This is a genomic window from Megasphaera sp. NM10 (assembly GCF_000417505.1).
Lineage (GTDB): Bacteria > Bacillota > Negativicutes > Veillonellales > Megasphaeraceae > Megasphaera > Megasphaera intestinihominis.
The window spans coordinates 1-16627 of the sequence record NZ_APHY01000052.1 but is presented as its reverse complement, the minus strand read 5'-3'; the positions used below and the strand labels follow the sequence as shown (position 1 = coordinate 16627).

Genomic DNA, 16627 nt, shown 5'->3' with positions numbered 1-16627 from the left:
AACAACACTATTTAGAAAAAGAAAGAAACAACAACACAGTAGCTTGCATAAAAAAGAAAAACAAGCGAGGCTTATTAAAGTACGCCTAAAAACAGGATAGCTGGCATTTTTCACGAAAATGAAAAATGCCAGCTATTGTGTTAGTTATGGGAAAGAAGGAAGGCTGCAACAAAATGAGCAAAAAAACTCATTTTGTTACAGCCCCATCACCATTGATGCCCCTACCTAAGAGGAGAGTCTTCTGGCGAAACTGTGATAAAAAGCAATCCCGTATTTCCATACGTTATGGATTCCCCTGGTTTGAAACTCTGTGATGTATTCCTGGTTTCAATTTGTCGTAAGGCTTCGTTAGCTCAATCGAACAGGTCATCAAAGGTATTCTTGGTCACATTTTTTCCTAAGGAATTCATGATTTCTGTGCTGTATAGTTTGCGGATTTCCTCATTCGGTATCCTTAATGCATAACGGTCATCGCTAAGGGATAAGACCTTTTCGACAGTCAAATAGCCCGTCGTCAACAGGAGATTGAACAGGGCTCCCGGGTCCTGGTCTATTTCAGAATAGATGAGGCTGTCATCTAAGGTGACGCGAACGGCTTTGCCATGCAGCAGATTTTGTATCATCTGAATCCGTAACTCATCCGTATGAGAAAGGAGATGACGTAAAAGGCTGTTTCCCGATGTCCGGACCCAATAAGGCCTGGCTTGGCAGTCATGGGCCACATAATTGATGACGGACCAGGGATTATAGATTTCTGCGCAGCCAATGTGATAGCCATCATACCATTTTTTTAATTCTGGAAGCTTTTCCCCATGATGTACGGTTTCTAAGAGTTCTTGTATTTCTGCTTCCGTAAATCCGAAGACCTCGGCGTACTGATCGCGCAAAACAGAACAGACATCCAGATTATTCAGGCCACTGAAAATGCTTTCTTTAGAGATGCGGGTAATGCCCGTCAGGACAGCAAATTCCAAGGTGTTGTTCGTTTTCAAGGCGCTGCTCAAAAATTGGCGCATGAAACCGATACAACCGGTATAATATCCGCTTTCCCAAGCCTGTTGAATCGGTGCATCGTATTCATCGATAAGGAGAATAACTTTTCGGCCATAGTAACTCTGTACCATAGCCATCAAATTGGTCAAAGATAAGGCCAATTCGTCTTCTGTCGCCTGTCCTTGGACGACGTGATCAAAAAGGCGGGCTTGGACTTCATTGATATCTGCCTTTTCACGGATGTAGCGATATCTATCATAGACTTGTGCTAAAAACAGCCGTATAAAGGAAAGCATCCGTTCCCATGTCGTCCAAGACGGATTTTGGATATCTTTAAGTGTAAGGAAAATGACAGGATACTGGCCACGCTGAGCCATATATTCGGGCCCGGCTTGTTCAATGGCCAGATGGTCGAATAAATGACGGCTCTGGCTTTCTTTTTCAATGGAAAAGAAATATTCCAGCATACTCATTGTCAACGTCTTGCCAAAGCGGCGCGGCCGCGTAATCAAAGTGACTTCCCGGGGGCTATCGATGAGTTGGCGAATAAATGCTGTCTTATCCACAAAATAGAAATCTTTATTACGGATTTTCCCAAAATCATCTATTCCTATAGGCATTTTGCAAATCACTTTTGTCACCTGCTTTCTAATAAAAAACCTGTCATTATACGTGCATAGGCTGTGGCCGAATAGCACAGCGGGCCGCCCAGCCACAGCTGTCCGTTTTGGCAACCGTCCTGCGCCTTCCGTCGGTCGGCACCTGACGGGCCAAAAAGGCTTGGGACGGTCCCTACGCACAAAGCCGCTGGCCGTGTATTTTTGTGGCCTACCAACTGTAACGCGCGTATTTTCATGGGGATAACCTCTTCACTAAGTTAGGGGACTCCCGGGAAACTGTTGACGAACTGGATGCGGATGTCCGGGAAGGAATCGACGAATTGGACTGTGAAGTCTTCGCCGTAATCGACGAACTGCCATTGGCCGATGTCATCGGGGAAATAGTCGACAGTCTGGACGCGCAGGTCCGGGAAGGCGCTGACGACCTGGACGCGGATATCCGGGAAGGAATCGACGACGCGGACTTTGCCGGCCAGACGGATGCCGTTGAAATAGCCGTCCGGCGTCACAGCCGAGGCAGCCAGGGCGGCTCCACTGAGACAGAAAAAGCAGAGAACCAGTAAAGCTAACTGAATCCATTTTCGCATGATGATACACTCCTTTCCGGTTATAGTGATCGTTAACAGCCAGCCATCAACCTCTCAGTCAGCTTCGCTGACAGCTCCCCTATCAGGGGAGCCGGAAAACAGCCACCCAACGTGGGCGCCCCTACGGGTCAGGCGGGCCGCCAGCTACAGCTGTCCGTTCTGACAACCGTCTTGCGCCCTTCATCGGCCGGCACCTGATGGGCCAGAATGGCTTGAGACGGCCCATGCGGATTATGCCTCCCATAATAGGGGAGGTGGCCGTAAGGCCGGAGAGGTTGCCTTGAAAACCTCTCAGTCAGCTGCGCTGACAGATCCCCTATCAGGGGAGCACTAGCCACTAGCCACTAGCCACTAGCCACTAGCCACTAGCCACTAAAATTAGCGTAACAGGTTTACTCAAAAAAGGCAAGCGAAAAGGCGCTGTCGCATAAAGACAGCGCCTTTCGGGGTATTAAGTTCGCAGTTTGTAGCATAAGGTTATCTCCGGAAGGCCTTTTCGATGGCTTCGCGCAGGGTGGCTACGCCTAGGAAATGGCAGTCCGGGAATTTGTCTGTTTCGATGTCTTCCAGGTTGCCTTTGGGCAGGATAAAGGCGTTGAAGCCCATCTTGGCCGCTTCTTTGACGCGGCGCAGGGCCTGGGGGACGCGGCGGATATCGCCGGTGAGGCCGACTTCGCCCATGACGACGGTCCGGCTGTCCATGGAGATGTCCCGCAGGCTGGAATAGACGGCCAGGGCAACGGGCAGGTCGGCTGCCGTTTCGGTCAGGCGCAGGCCGCCGACGACGTTGATGTAGACGTCCTGGCTGCCCAGGGGTACGCCCAGGCGCTTTTCCAGGACGGCCAGGAGGATGATCAGGCGGTTATAGTCCATGCCCGATGCCGTCCGCCGCGGGACGGCGAAGACGGAATGGGCCGTCAGGGCCTGGATTTCACCAAGCATGGGCCGCATGCCATCCAGGACGGCAGCTACGGCTGAGCCGGCCTGGTCGGCCGCCCGTTCGGCCAAGAGCAGCTGAGACGGGTTCTCCAGTTCCGACAGGCCGCTGCTGGTCATGGTGAACAGGCCCGATTCATTGGTCGAGCCGAAGCGGTTCTTGATGCCCCGCAGGATGCGGAACTGGTAGTTCCGTTCACCTTCAAAGTAGAGGACCACGTCTACCATGTGTTCCATCATGCGCGGCCCGGCAATGGCGCCGTCCTTGGTGACGTGGCCGATGACGACGATGGGGATGCCTTCGCTTTTGGCAAAGGTCATGAGGCGGCTCGTGTTCTCGCGTATCTGGGCCAGACTGCCCGGCGTCCCTTCGACGGACTGGCTGTACATGGTCTGGATGGAATCGACGACCAGCAGGGCCGGCCGCCGCTTCTTGGCTTCGTCGAGGATATGGTCCAGGGATGTATCGGCCTGGATGATCAAGTCCGGCGTGGAAATGCCCAGGCGCTGGGCGCGCATCTTGATCTGGCCCGCCGATTCTTCGCCAGAGCCGTAGAGGACGGTGCCGTTCTTGTCACAGACGGCAGCGGCCAGCTGCAGGACCAGCGTCGACTTGCCGATGCCCGGATCGCCGCTGAGCAGGATCAGCGCCCCTGGGACGATGCCGCCGCCAAGGACGCGGTCCAGTTCGCCAATGCCCGTTTCCATGCGGGCCATGTCTTCCATGGCGATATCCGCCAGGGACGCCGCCTGCGACGCCGGACCGCTGCGAGCCATGCTCTGTGCCGCTTTGGGCGCTTCCGGCGCGACCGTCTCTTCAACCATGGTATTCCATTCGCCGCACTGCGGGCAGCGACCGAGCCAGCGGCTGGACACGCTGCCGCAGTTACTGCAGACGTAACGGGTCTTTATCTTTGCCATGACTGCTCCTTACTCCGTCGTAAAGACGAGTTTCTTCTTGTCCAGGCTGTCGACATGGATCGTATTGCCTTCCTTGACACTGCTGCTGAGGAGCATTTCGGCAATCGGGTCTTCGACGAGCTTCTGGATAGCCCGCTTCAACGGCCGGGCGCCATAGGCGAAGTCCGTCCCTTCCTCGACCAGGACGTCGTCGGCAGCCGTTGTCCAGTCGAGGGCGACACCCTTTTCACCGAGGCGCTTGGTCAGGTCCTTGAGCAGGATGTCGACGATCTGGCGCAGGTCTTTCTGTTCCAGCGGCTTGAAGACGATGATTTCGTCGATACGGTTGAGGAATTCCGGCCGGAAGAAGCGTTTCACATCGGCCATGATTTCCTTCTTGGCTACTGCAAAAGATGCTTCCCGGTCCTTGGCGCTGTCGCCGCCCGTCGAGAAGCCCATGACCGGGCCCGACGGCTTGAGATGCGATGCGCCGAGGTTGCTGGTCATGATGATGACCGTATTGCGGAAGTCGACAGTCCGCCCTTTCGAATCGGTCAGGCGGCCTTCGTCGAGGACCTGCAGGAGCAGGTTGAAGAAGTCGCTGCTGGCCTTTTCCACTTCATCGAAGAGGATGACGCTGTACGGCTTTTCCCGGACGGCATCGGTCAGTTCGCCGCCTTCTTCATAGCCGACGTAGCCCGGAGGCGCGCCGACCAGGCGGGAAACGCTGTATTTTTCCATGAATTCGCTCATGTCGATGCGTATCATGTTGTCAGCACTGCCGAAGAGCTGGGCTGCCAGGGTCCGGGCCAGTTCGGTCTTGCCGACACCGGACGGGCCGAGGAAGAGGAAGGAACCGATAGGCCGGTTGGCATCCTTGAGGCCGGCGCGGGCCCGGCGGACGGCTTTGGCCACAGCCGTGACGGCATCGTCCTGGCTGATGACCCGTTTGTGCAGTTCGGCTTCCAAATGGAGGAGGCGCTGCGATTCCGTTTCCGTAATCTGTTGGACCGGGACGCCTGTCCACATGGATACGACGTCGGCAATGTCGTTTTCCGTAACGACGAGCTTTTCATCGTCGTGCTGCTTCTTTTCTTTCTGAAGGGCCGAGATTTCCGACGATACTTTCTTGCCGGCATCGCGGAGGGACGCGCATTTTTCAAAGTCTTCGCCAGCCAGGGCCGCTTCTTTTTCTTTATTGATGTCGGCCAGTTTCTGTTCCAGGTCCTGAAGTTCATGGGACGGCGCATAGACCTTCATGCGGACGCGGGCCGCCGCTTCGTCCATGACGTCGATGGCCTTGTCCGGCAGATAACGGTCGGAAATGTACCGTGACGACAGTTTGACCGCAGCCTTTACGGCTTCATCGGTGATGTGGGCCTTGTGGAAGGCTTCGTAGCGGTCGCGCAGGCCGAAGAGGATAGCCATGGCATCGTCTTCCGTCGGTTCGCCGACCAGGACGGGCTGGAAACGGCGGGCCAGGGCGGCATCTTTTTCAAAGTGTTTCTTATATTCGTCGATAGTCGTGGCGCCGATGCACTGCAAATCGCCGCGGGCCAGGGCCGGTTTGAGGATGTTGGCCGCATCCATGGCGCCTTCGACAGCACCGGCTCCGATGAGCTGATGGATTTCGTCGATGAAGAGGATGATCGAGTCATCCTCTTCGATCGTGTCGAGGATGCGCTTGATCCGTTCTTCAAATTCACCACGGTACTTGGTACCGGCAACGATACTGGCCAAATCGAGGGAGAAAATGCGCTTGTCCAGCAGGCTGTCGGGCACATTGCCAGTGATGATGCGCTGGGCCAGACCTTCGGCGATGGCCGTCTTGCCGACGCCAGGGGCGCCGATGAGGACCGGATTGTTCTTGGTCCGGCGGCTGAGGATCTGGATGACGCGGCTGATTTCCTTTTCCCTGCCGATGACCGGGTCGATTTTCCCCTGTTTGGCCCATTCATTAAGGTCGCGGCCGAACTGGGACAAGTCGCTGCCATTCTTGGACGGTACGGCATCGCCGCCTTCGACGGCCGGATCGTTCATAAGCTCGCTCAGGCGCTGGGAGACCAGGTCCGAGTCGATGTCCATATCTTCCAGGATCTGGACGGCCATGCCGCTCCCTTCTTCGAGGATGCCGGCCAGCATATGTTCTGTGCCGACATAGTTCTGTTCCAGCCGGTTGGCTTCACGGACGGCCAGTTCCATAGCCCGCTTCGTCCGCGGCGTCAGGCGCAGCTTCGTCGGCGAATCCTGGCCCCAGCCGACATGCTGTTCGATGGCACGGGTAACGTTTTCCGGCGTCAGGCCCAGCTGGTTGAGGAGCAGGCCGGCGATGCCGTCTGTATTGAGAACGAGACCGAGCAGGATATGTTCGGTCCCTACGTAATCATGGTGGAATTTCTGTGCCACTTCCTGCGCATACTGCAGGACGGCTTTAGCGTCATTGGTGAGACGATTGTTCATCATGGGAAATCACTTCCTCCGGTAAGCAATGAGTACTTGCTGCACGGCTTCAGCCCGCTGGTGTTCCAGCTCTTCCCCGTTCAGTTCGGTCCCGGCCTTGAGCTGCAGATAAGCCGGTTCGACGACGGTCATGATGGCTTCATAAGCCAGAGGGCCTTCGGGGATGACCCCCATGTCGATGCCGAAACGCAGGTCGCTGGCCAGGGCCAGGGATTCCTGGTCGGCCAGGAGCCATGCCCGGCTGAGGGTGCCGTAAGTACGCAGCCATTTATCTTTTAATGTATTTTCATTGTGGTCCCAGACCAGGCTGCGGCAATTCTGTTCTTCCTGGACAATCTGGGTGACGATTTTGCGCAGCTGGTCGAGGATATCTGTTTCGGTCACTCCCAGGGTAATCTGATTGGTGATCTGGAAGATGTTGCCGATACATTCATTGCGTTCGCCGTACATCCCGGATACGGTGAAGCCGAATTTAGTAATGCCCTGGACGATGCGGTTGAACCGCTTCATGAGGATCAGGGCCGGGACGTGGATGGTCACGCCGACGGTCAGGCCCGTACCGGTCAGGGACGGACTGGCCGTGAGGTAACCGAAATCGTCGCGGAAGGCGAAATCCAGGTGGCTTTCCAGGGCATCGTCGACCTGGGCCGCCTGGTCCCAGACGCGCTGGAGGTCGAAACCAGGTGCTGCCGTCTGGATGCAGAAATGGTCTTCTTCATTGATCATGATCGACACGGCCCCGTCTTCACGGAGCAGGAGGCCCCGGTGCTTGGGCTGTTCGATATGACTGGCCGAGGAAAAATGTTTCACTGCCAGCATTTCCCGTTCCAGCGGCGACAATTCGTCGAGGCCGATGAAGGTATAGCGCCCATGGCCCAAGGTATCGAGGGTACCAATCTGGCGTTTGCCCTCTTCGAGGACGGCGGCCAGTTCCGTATCCGACGCCTTATCGGGAAAGACGTATTTCTTCAGGTTCCGGTCCAGGCGGACGCGGCTGTCGATGACGATATCGTTGAAGTTTCCCGTGCCGTCCTGCCAGGGGCAGAGCGGCTGCTGGAGCATATCGTGGACCATGGCTTATTCCCCCTTTCCGCCATCCGGCAGCTGACGCTGGAGGGCGCGGATCTCATCGCGGACTTTCGCCGCTTCTTCATAGCGTTCTTCCTGGACCAGTTTCTGCAGGTGCTGGTGCAGGCGTTTGACGTGTGTCGCCGTCCGGAAGACGCCGGTACCGCGGTTGGGCACCTTGCCGACGTGCTTGCTGTGGCCGTGGATGCGGCGCAGGAGCGACGGAATTTCTTCCTTGAAGGCTTCGTAGCAGTCGGGGCAGCCGAACTTCCCGAGGCGGTTGAATTCGCTGTAGGTCATACCGCAGCTGGCACAGCGCGGTTCGTCGCCGCTGCGTCCCTGGTAGTCCGGGTAGGCCATCTTGCGGAAAAAGTCGTTATCAATGATATTCAAATCTCTGAAATTAGAAAAATTGGTCTGTTTCTTGGCACAGGCTGCACACAGGTGCAAATCCGTGCGCCGCCCGTTCTCGATCTTGACGATATGGACAACAGCCTCTCTTTTCTTACAGGCATCACATAACATAGCCCTCACGTCCTTTCTATCACTCAATGGAGATTGAGGTTCTTCAAAATGTCGCTGATGACCAGCAGGCGCGTCCCTTCATCGTCGATGCGGCGATAGATGGATTCAAAAGTCAAGTGTAGGATGACCGCTTCGTTGTTGGTCAGGCTGCGCCGCTTGAGGAGCTGGTACAGCAGGGCATCCAGGTCTTCCATGGAAATGCTGACGGCCGGCAGCCGTTCGTGCAGGAGGACCGGCGTGCGGTCCTGCTTCTTCGGCGTCAGCTTGATGATGCGGACGAATCCACCGGACCCGCGCCGCGATTCGACCAGATAGCCCTTGTCGTTGGAAAAACGCGTGCTCAGGACGTAGCTGATCTGGGACGGAGCGCATTGCAGTTCGTCGGCCAGCTCATTACGGCGCAATACAATGTCTGAATTGTCTTCTTCTAACAATTTATGTAAAATGAATTGTTCAATCTTATCCGCTAATACACTCATCATAATCACCCCGTAAAAATATATTTTCCTTTTTGACTTTCATACAACTCTATTATATTCGTCTTTTTGACTTTACGCAAGAGGCCTGTCCCCATTTCCCATCATATAGGCAATAGTCTCATTCGAAAAAAAGGCGCTGTTACATGAAAACAACGCCTTTTTGAGCTTTAAGTTTGCAGTTTGTAGTTTTTAGTGAGTGGTTTTCTACAAACTCCATGCTACAAACTATAAATTGAAAGGTACCTTGCATGATGGCAGAAATCTTCATGCGATAGTCCTACGACGAACGATGAACGGCACCCTGCCTGCGTCCTGTTGTACAAAGGCCCATAATAGTGTATGATATATGAACTATAATCATCAAATGTGAGGTGTTCCCATTGAAACGATTCGGCCCGGGTTCGGTCCGTTATTATTTTTACCATGAAAAGAAATTGCTGCTCATCGTCACGCTGAGCGGTATCTTATACAATGTCGGCATGATTGCCGGCCCCTGGTTCGACGGGCAGCTGGCCCAATACCTCTATGATATTTTCGGCGGTACCCGGACGGCAGCGGATATGTACGCCCTCTGTCTCTGTTACGCCCTGGTCATCCTCGGCGTCCAGGGCGCCCGCTATGTCAAGCGCCTGTACGTCCGGAAGTTCGCCAACAACATCAGCCTTTCCATGAAAGACCGGCTTTACCAGCACCTGGTCCAGACGCCGAAGCGGGACATGGAGCAGGCCGATACGGGTGCCTTGATGACCAAAGTCATTTCCGACATCGACACCTGCGTCGAAGGGATGCGCAAGTTCACGACGGAAATCTTCGATACCGGCGTCGTCATGGCGGCCTATGTGGTCATGCTCGTCTGGTACGACTGGCGCCTGACGCTGTGCGTCCTCGTCTTCCCGCCCATCGCCTATGCCCTGGCCAACAGCCTGCGCCGCCTGGTCGCCGTGACGGCGGCCCGCAGCAAAGAAAGCAGCGGCGCCCTGTCGGGCATGACCCTGGACCGCATCAGCAACGCCCTGACGTACCGCGTCTACGGCGAAGAAGCCATACAGGACCAGCGGTATGAAGGCTACCTGGCTGACTATGAAAAGAAGATAATCCTGGCCAATCTCTGGGAAAATACACTCCAGCCGATTTACAAAGTCATCGCCATGATCGGCACGATGCTGGTCATCTGGTTCGGCGGCCGCAACGTCCTGGGAACGGGTTGGGAAAGCTGGGATATCGCCGCTTTCTCGACGTACCTGGCCTGTTTCATCAAGCTGGCGACGAAATCATCCCATGCGGCAAAATTGTTCAACGCCATCCAGAAAGCCCAGGTTTCGTGGCAGCGCATCCAGCCCCATCTCCAGGCGGCAACGGAACTGCCCGATCCCGTACCGCCGGCAGCCCCGGCAGCCCTGACGGTCCGCCACCTGTCCTTCACCTATCCCGGCAGTGACGGCCCTATTTTCCAGGACCTCTCCTTCTCGGCCCGTCCCGGTACTATCATCGGCATCACCGGGCCTGTCGCCTGCGGCAAATCGACGCTGGGCCAGGCCTTCCTCTGTGAAAACCCGCACGGCGGCCAGATTTTCTTTGGCGCCAAGGAACTGGGCAACGGCCACACGGCGCCAGACGGCATCGTCGGCTACTGCGGCCACGACGCGGAACTCTTTGCGGCTACCGTCGAAGAGAACATCCGCCTCGGCCTGTCCGGTGACATCGCCCCGGTCCTGAAAAAGGTCTGCATGGATGAGGACTGCGCTACCTTTCCGATGGGGATAGAGACGCCCATCGGCGAAAGCGGCCAGCGCTTGTCCGGCGGCCAGCAGGCCCGTATCGCCCTGGCCCGGTCCCTGTTCCATCCGCGGCCGCTCCTCATCCTCGACGACCCTTTTGCCGCCGTCGACATGGCGACAGAACGGAAGATTTTCACCAGCCTGCGCCAGGATTACAGCGACCGCATCATCCTCCTCATCTCGCACCGCCTGAGCCTCTTCCCCAATCTGGACCAGGTCATCTGGCTCAACGGGGACGGGACCAGCGTCGTCGCCACGCACGAAGCTCTATATGCATCCTGTCCGGCCTACCGGAATCTCTATGACCTGCAGCATGCCCAGGGAGGTGCCCACCATGCGTAATATTTTCTGGCAGACCCTGAAAAAGAACGGCCTGCTCCTGGTGATCCTCATCGCAGCCATCATCGCGTCCATCGCCGTGGGCGTCACGCCGCCCCTCATCCTGCAATACATCGTCGACAGCCTGGTCAGCGGCTCGTTCAGCGCCTATCCCCTGCTGACGGCAGGCATCCTCTACTTTGCCCTCAATGCCGGCAGCGGCCTCGTCGATGCCCTCAAGGAGACGCTGATCACCGTCTTCGGCCAGAAAATCACCCACGGCCTGCGCTCAGCCATGTGCCAGCGCCTCGACGAATTGCCGGCGGCGTACTTCGTCAGCCATGAAGCCGGCGCTGTCACATCGCTCTTCGTCAACGACGTCGATACCCTGGAAAACCTCTTCGATTCCGGCGTCGTCAGCATGATTGCCGATGCCTTCACGATTCTCAGCATCCTCGTCGTCGTCTTCCACCTGAGTCTGGGCCTGGGCATATTGCTCTGTATCTGCCTGCCCCTCTTGTTTATCCTGACCCGCTATTTCCAGAAGCGCATGCTCCAGGCCCAGCGGGACAACCGCATCGCCGTAGGCCGGACGAACGAACTCATTCCGGAAACGGTCCATAATATCCGCACGATTCACACGTGCCAGCAGGAACGCTACCTGCGACAGCGCTATGGCCGGACGATCCGGGCCAGTTTCGACGCCATGGAACGGAGCAATTTCTGTGACTCCATCTATTCGCCGATCATCATCACCAGCTGCACGGTCATCATCTGCCTGATGATGGCCCTGTCCGTCAGCAGTCCGTCCCTGCAGGAAATCTTCGGCATGACCGTCGGCAGCGTCGTCGCCCTCATCGCCTATGTGCGCCGCATCTTCTCGCCCTTAGAAAGCATCGGCATGGAAATCCAGAACATCCAGTCTGCCGTCGCCGGTATCGGCCGCCTGAAGGACTTCTTTGCCGAACCCATCCAGGAACGAAAAGAACCGGAAGTCCCTGACGCAGCAGCGGCACCACTGGTCATCGACGATGCCGCCTTTGGCTATGGCCGGGAAAAAGATATTTTCCGCCACTTTTCGCTCACCGTCGCCGCCGGGGAAATGGTCACCATCACCGGCCGTACCGGCGCCGGCAAGAGCACCCTCTTCAAACTCATCCTCGGCCTCTACCAGCCCCGGGAAGGCCAGGTCCGCATCTTTGGCTGCGACCCGTCCCGGCTGGCCCCTGCTGTCCGGCGCCAGGTCTTCGGCTACGTCGAGCAGCAGTTCCACGCCATCAGCGGTACCGTCGCCGACCAAATCAGCCTCAAGGACCCGCGGGTCACAGCAGGCGCCATGGAAAAAGCCCTGCACCTCGTCGGTCTGTGGGATACGTGCTGTGCCCTGCCCCAGGGACTGGACACGCCCTTCCGGCCGGAACTCTTTTCCCGCGGCCAGAGCCAGCTCCTGTCCATCGCCCGGGCCGTCGTCATGAACCCGCAGATTCTCTTGTTCGATGAAATCACGGCCAATCTCGATTCCCTGACAGAAAGCCAGGTCCTGCAGGCCCTGCAGGCCGCCGCCAAAGACCGGACGGTCCTCTCCATCTCCCATCGCCTCTACGAAGCCCAGGGCGGCCGCCGCGTCGTCATCGGAGAAACAGAAGCGTAGGTCGTTCGTCGTTTGTCGCAATCCGCAGACCGCTGATTGCAAAAAAAAAAGAAAGCGCTGTCGCATGAAGACAGCGCTTTTTAAGTGGCTAGTGGCTAGTTGTTAGTGGTTAGCGGATGGGTTTAAATTTAAAGGTTTTCTCTGCAAACTACAAACTCTGTACTACAAACTATAAAGTAAACGGGGCCGCGCATGATGGTAGAAGCCTTCGTGCGACAGCCTCCCACGGATCACCATTCACTATTTCGCCGGTGCTTCGATAGGGTCGTAATCAGCCGGTTTGTCCGTAATGGATGCTTCGTCGATGGCCGACGGTACCGGGTCGAAGCCCTGGCGGAACAGGGCCTTGATGGCAGCGATGTACGGCGGGATGATGGTGTCCATGAGGAGATAGCGCTTGCGGAAAAGGTTGCGCTTCTGCGACTTGATTTCGCCGTATTTGCGCCGTCTTTCTTCGATAGGCAGGTGGTAATACCACGGTTCCTTGCCATCCGGTGCGGCTCCTTCGCCGATCCAGAATTCATTGAAATTGGTCTTCTTCGAGCGGTTGCCGCGCAGCATATGGCTGTTGGTATAGAAGCCTTCGTCCGTGATGACATATATGTCATGGATGCCCAAGGTCTGGACGAAGATGCGCATGAGATAGAGGATGAAATTCTTCGGCCGATAGCCAAAGAGCTTCTTGGTCAGGACCTTGGTCGTTTCCAGGCCGTGCTTTGAGCCCTGGATGGTGCCGATGTACACGGACGGCGTCCCGTCAACATTGTAATCGAAACGAAAATTGAAATGATAGATCATCTGGCCTTCATGATAGAGGTAGAGCGACAAGAAGCCTTCCTTGCGCTGGCCCGTATCGAAGATGAGCCGCGCTTCCAGGGGCAGCGATTCGTCCGGCGAAGTCCACAGGGTATAGCCGTTCCCCCAGTAGAGTTCGTGGATGACCTCGTCAGAAAAGAAAGTCCGCAAGATAGTGAAATGATGTTTCAAGGCATCGAGACGCTGGCGCATGGTCGAATTCTTGAACAAGAAGACGCGGGTCATGACTTCCTGGAAATCCGGGTCATGCTGCTCCAAGAAGCCCTTCATCGGTTCATAATGGTCAAAGAAATCGTAGAGCTCTTCAAATAAAGCCCGGTTGGACACGGCACGGGCAAAAAAAACGACAGCCCGCTTGTTTTCCTGGAAATTCCGGGGCCCGTATATAAGGCGCGATAAGTGCCAGAAATAGGAAATGCTGTGCATGGAATACCTCCTATCAAGTACAAAGCTAATAGTACTATTATACGGGCAAGACAAGCAGGCTGTCAATGTGGGATGCGTGGCCAGTGGCTAGCTTCTATCTAATCCAGCTTCCGCACGATATTCGCCGGGACATGGGACAAATCGCGGACGCCGGTGATCATCATGGCATCCATGAGCTGGCGTTTGAGCGTATCCAGGAGGAGTTTGACCCCTTCGGCCCCACCTCCGACAGCAGCGACGGCAGCCGGTCTGCCGATGAGGACGGCGTCGGCGCCGAGGGCCAGCATCTTGAGGATGTCTTCGCCGTGACGGATACCGCCATCGACGAAAATGGTGATCCGCCCTTTGACGGCTGCGGCGATATCAGGCAGGACATCGGCCGTACCGGCCATGCCGTCGAGGACGCGGCCGCCGTGGTTGCTGACGACGATGCCTTGGGCACCGGCTTCGGCACAGGAGACGGCTTCTTCGGCCGACATGACGCCTTTGACGATGAAGGGCAGTTTGATAGCCTGGACGACTTCGGCAATGTCACGGGCACTCTTGGCCCTACGGGCTGACCGAAAATCCGCATGTTAATCAGCGTCGCCGCATCGATGTCGCTGGCAACGGCAAAAGCGCCGGCTTCTTCGGCCTGATGGGCTTTCTCGATGATCTGGTCGTTGCTGCGGGGCTTGATAGTCGGGATGACGATGCCCGGCCGTTTCTTACAAGATGCAATGCCGGATGAATACATATACGGAGCACCGCTGTCACCGGTAAAGCACAGCGTACCCACATCCAGGGCTGCCTGAGTGACGGCTTCGTCATACTCTTGTTCTACTTCCGCCGGGTCGCCGTCTACCTGGGCATTGAGGACGATGCCGCCGACCGGCGCCAGGAGTACCGGCATACTGAGCCGTTTTCCCATAAGGGTCACAGCCGTATCCGGGTCGTCGACGCCAGACATGCTGCGCATGACCAGGCCGTATTCCTGGAGCGCTTCGACGTTACGCATGAAAGACCGTCCCGTGCGCAGGCCGCCGAAACCGGGAATCATGCCGACGCAGGCTTTGCCGTTGCACAGGGGACAGACATGGCAGCCTTTCATTTTTTCGCGTGCTTTGTTCCTTACTTCTTGTAAATCCATGATAATCACTTCCTAAATAAATATTTTATTGTCAGCCCGGCCCTGATAGGTCGTCTCTAACATCTTGACATGGGATAAAAAGGCAGGGTCGTCGAAATACTTGGCGCCATGCGGGCAGTTGCGCACGCAGCGCTGGCACTTGATGCAGATGCCATTGACGACGGACGGCTGGTCCGGGTCGATGGAGCCCATGGGACACTGGCGGGCGCAGAGGCCGCAGGATACGCATTTTTCCAGGTCTGTCTTGGGCTTGGCTTTGAGGAACTTGGCCGGCTGGCCGTCGACGCCTTTGGGGACGTAATACGGAGCCCTGGCATCACCATCGACGACGAGACGCGGTACCATGCCATCGGTCTGACGGATTTTCGATACGGCCATGTCCGTCAGGCGGACCATGAGGGCCAGGTCTTCCTTATCGGGCCGGTCAGGGGCCAGGACATCAGAAAAAGCATGGGTCCCGACGAAAGCCCCGGCTGCGACGGTACGGAAGCCGTTGCCGTCGAGTGTCGCACAGAGCTCGGCCAGGGAATTATCGAAAGACCGGTTGCCATAGGTCACGACAGCCAGGGCCAGGGCGCCCTTGCCGATGAGTTTTTCCTGATATGTCGGCAAAATCTTATTGGGCAGTTTCCCGGCATACGTTGAACCACCGACGATGACCAGGTCACCAGCTGAAAAAGTATGCACCATTTCCCGGTCCTTCGGCAGGTTCAGGGAAATAGCCCGGCACGGTACCTGGAAGAGCCGCGCCGCTTCGGAAGCACCTTGACAGACGATGCGCCTGGTATTCCCAGTGGGGCTGAAATAAACGGCATACACGTGTTGGATATGCATAAAGACCACCTCGATTATAAAAAATCCGGCCGCATCTTTTGCTTATATTATATACCAAACAGGCGCGAAAGTCATAGTTCGCGTCTGTTTTCTTTTTCCCTTTTGTGTTAGAATACAGTATGATTTTACTATAAAAACGAGGTGTCCTATGCAAAAGAAAATATATGCCGTACGGCGCGGCCGCACGACCGGTCTGTTCCTGTCCTGGGCAGACTGCAAAAAACAAGTGGACGGCTTCCCGGGAGCCCGCTTCAAGAGCTTCACCGATGCGACGGAAGCCTGGAAATGGCTCAATGGCGAAGAAACGACGGCGCCGAAAAGGACAGGAGCTCCTAAAAAGTCCCGCCAGACGGCAAAGACCGCGGCGCCGTCCCAGCCCTTGCGGCCTGACGAAGAACAGGATTTCGTCATCTATACCGATGGCTCATGCCTGCGCAACCCCGATGGCCCCGGTGGCTGGGCCGTCGTCGCCTGCAACGTCGCTACTGGCGAAGTGACGGAACTATGCGACGGCAATCCGTCGACGACGAACAACCGCATGGAGCTCCTGGCAGCCATCATGGCCCTGCGCTTTGCACCGGAAGGCACGAAAGTCGCCTTGTACACAGACAGCCAGTACCTCAAGAACGGCATCACCAAATGGGTCGCCGGCTGGAAGCGCCGGGGCTGGAAGAAAGCCGACGGCCAGCCCGTCCTCAACCAGGCTTACTGGGTCGAACTGGACAAGCTCTACGCCGCCCACGACGTCACCTTCCACTGGGTCAAAGGCCACGTCGGCGTCGAACTCAACGAGCGCTGCGACCAGCTGGCCAAAGCCCAGGCCGTAAAGTATAAATAAAAACGAATCACTAGCTATGAGTGGCTAGTGATTCGTTTTTACTGTAGGGGCGCCACGTGTGTCAAGAATAACATCGTTTACATTTTGTGCAAGGACATCCTTTACACTTTATGCAAGCACATCGTTTACAAATTTCTTCTTATTGAAGCTTTAATTTTCCTTCTAAACGAGGATCGTTGTGAATCAGATAAGCCCGTTTCATCAGGAATACTTGCTTATTTACGTCAATCTTCCYGATGATGAATTGCCTAAGTACACTGGTTAAAATG

At 56.1% G+C, this 16627-nt stretch carries 13 protein-coding genes and 1 pseudogene; 3 read left to right on the top strand and 11 right to left on the bottom strand.

From position 1 onward, the window contains the following. Window positions 1-353 precede the first annotated feature (353 nt). The 7 genes from NM10_RS09030 to NM10_RS09000 all read right to left on the bottom strand — a co-directional run bounded on the left by NM10_RS09030 (window position 354) and on the right by NM10_RS09000 (window position 8568). Window positions 354-1634, bottom strand: a complete 1281-nt coding sequence (locus NM10_RS09030; RefSeq protein ID WP_147675866.1) for an AAA family ATPase — start codon at window positions 1632-1634, stop codon at window positions 354-356. Between the two features lie 236 nt (window positions 1635-1870). Next, on the bottom strand, window positions 1871-2200 hold the full coding sequence (locus NM10_RS09025) for a hypothetical protein (protein WP_020311271.1): 330 nt from the start codon (window positions 2198-2200) through the stop codon (window positions 1871-1873). Window positions 2201-2677: 477 nt separating this feature from the next. Beyond that, entirely contained in the window at window positions 2678-4057 is a 1380-nt protein-coding gene (gene radA / locus NM10_RS09020; protein WP_020311270.1) for a DNA repair protein RadA, read from the bottom strand. Between the two features lie 9 nt (window positions 4058-4066). Further along, window positions 4067-6496, bottom strand: coding sequence for an ATP-dependent Clp protease ATP-binding subunit (locus NM10_RS09015; RefSeq protein ID WP_275450464.1), 2430 nt, complete (start codon window positions 6494-6496; stop codon window positions 4067-4069). Window positions 6497-6505: 9 nt separating this feature from the next. Next, window positions 6506-7570 carry an ATP--guanido phosphotransferase gene (locus NM10_RS09010; RefSeq protein WP_020311268.1) on the bottom strand — a complete coding sequence of 355 codons (1065 nt, stop codon included), beginning with the start codon at window positions 7568-7570 and terminating at the stop codon, window positions 6506-6508. Between the two features lie 3 nt (window positions 7571-7573). Next, a complete protein-coding gene (locus NM10_RS09005) occupies window positions 7574-8089 on the bottom strand; it encodes a UvrB/UvrC motif-containing protein (RefSeq protein WP_020311267.1) in 516 nt (171 codons plus the stop codon). Window positions 8090-8112: 23 nt separating this feature from the next. Continuing rightward, window positions 8113-8568: a CtsR family transcriptional regulator gene (locus NM10_RS09000; protein WP_020311266.1), complete on the bottom strand. Its 456-nt coding sequence runs from the start codon at window positions 8566-8568 to the stop codon at window positions 8113-8115. A gap of 380 nt (window positions 8569-8948) precedes the next feature. On the opposite strand from NM10_RS09000, the gene NM10_RS08995 reads away from it, so the two are divergent. Together NM10_RS08995 and NM10_RS08990 are read left to right on the top strand one after the other, a co-directional pair. Then, on the top strand, window positions 8949-10688 hold the full coding sequence (locus NM10_RS08995) for an ABC transporter ATP-binding protein (RefSeq protein ID WP_020311265.1): 1740 nt from the start codon (window positions 8949-8951) through the stop codon (window positions 10686-10688). Continuing rightward, window positions 10681-12315: an ABC transporter ATP-binding protein gene (locus NM10_RS08990; RefSeq protein WP_020311264.1), complete on the top strand. Its 1635-nt coding sequence runs from the start codon at window positions 10681-10683 to the stop codon at window positions 12313-12315. The genes NM10_RS08995 and NM10_RS08990 overlap by 8 nt, the downstream gene beginning before the upstream one ends. A 240-nt stretch (window positions 12316-12555) precedes the next feature. Here the strand turns inward: NM10_RS08990 and NM10_RS08985 are convergent, their stop codons facing one another. The 4 genes and pseudogenes from NM10_RS08985 to NM10_RS08975 form a co-directional block, all read right to left on the bottom strand. Further along, a complete protein-coding gene (locus NM10_RS08985) occupies window positions 12556-13557 on the bottom strand; it encodes a VirK/YbjX family protein (protein ID WP_020311263.1) in 1002 nt (333 codons plus the stop codon). A 98-nt stretch (window positions 13558-13655) separates the two neighbouring features. Further along, entirely contained in the window at window positions 13656-14051 is a 396-nt protein-coding gene (locus NM10_RS15035; RefSeq protein WP_256378977.1) for an alpha-hydroxy-acid oxidizing protein, read from the bottom strand. Window positions 14052-14197: 146 nt separating this feature from the next. Next, window positions 14198-14554: pseudogene (locus tag NM10_RS15030) on the bottom strand (alpha-hydroxy-acid oxidizing protein); the annotation flags it as partial. Between the two features lie 144 nt (window positions 14555-14698). Continuing rightward, window positions 14699-15520, bottom strand: a complete 822-nt coding sequence (locus NM10_RS08975; RefSeq protein ID WP_020311262.1) for a 4Fe-4S binding protein — start codon at window positions 15518-15520, stop codon at window positions 14699-14701. Between the two features lie 148 nt (window positions 15521-15668). Here NM10_RS08975 and rnhA point away from each other — a divergent pair, with 148 nt between their 5' ends. Then, a complete protein-coding gene (gene rnhA / locus NM10_RS08970) occupies window positions 15669-16358 on the top strand; it encodes a ribonuclease HI (RefSeq protein WP_020311261.1) in 690 nt (229 codons plus the stop codon). The last annotated feature ends 269 nt before the right edge of the window (window positions 16359-16627 follow it).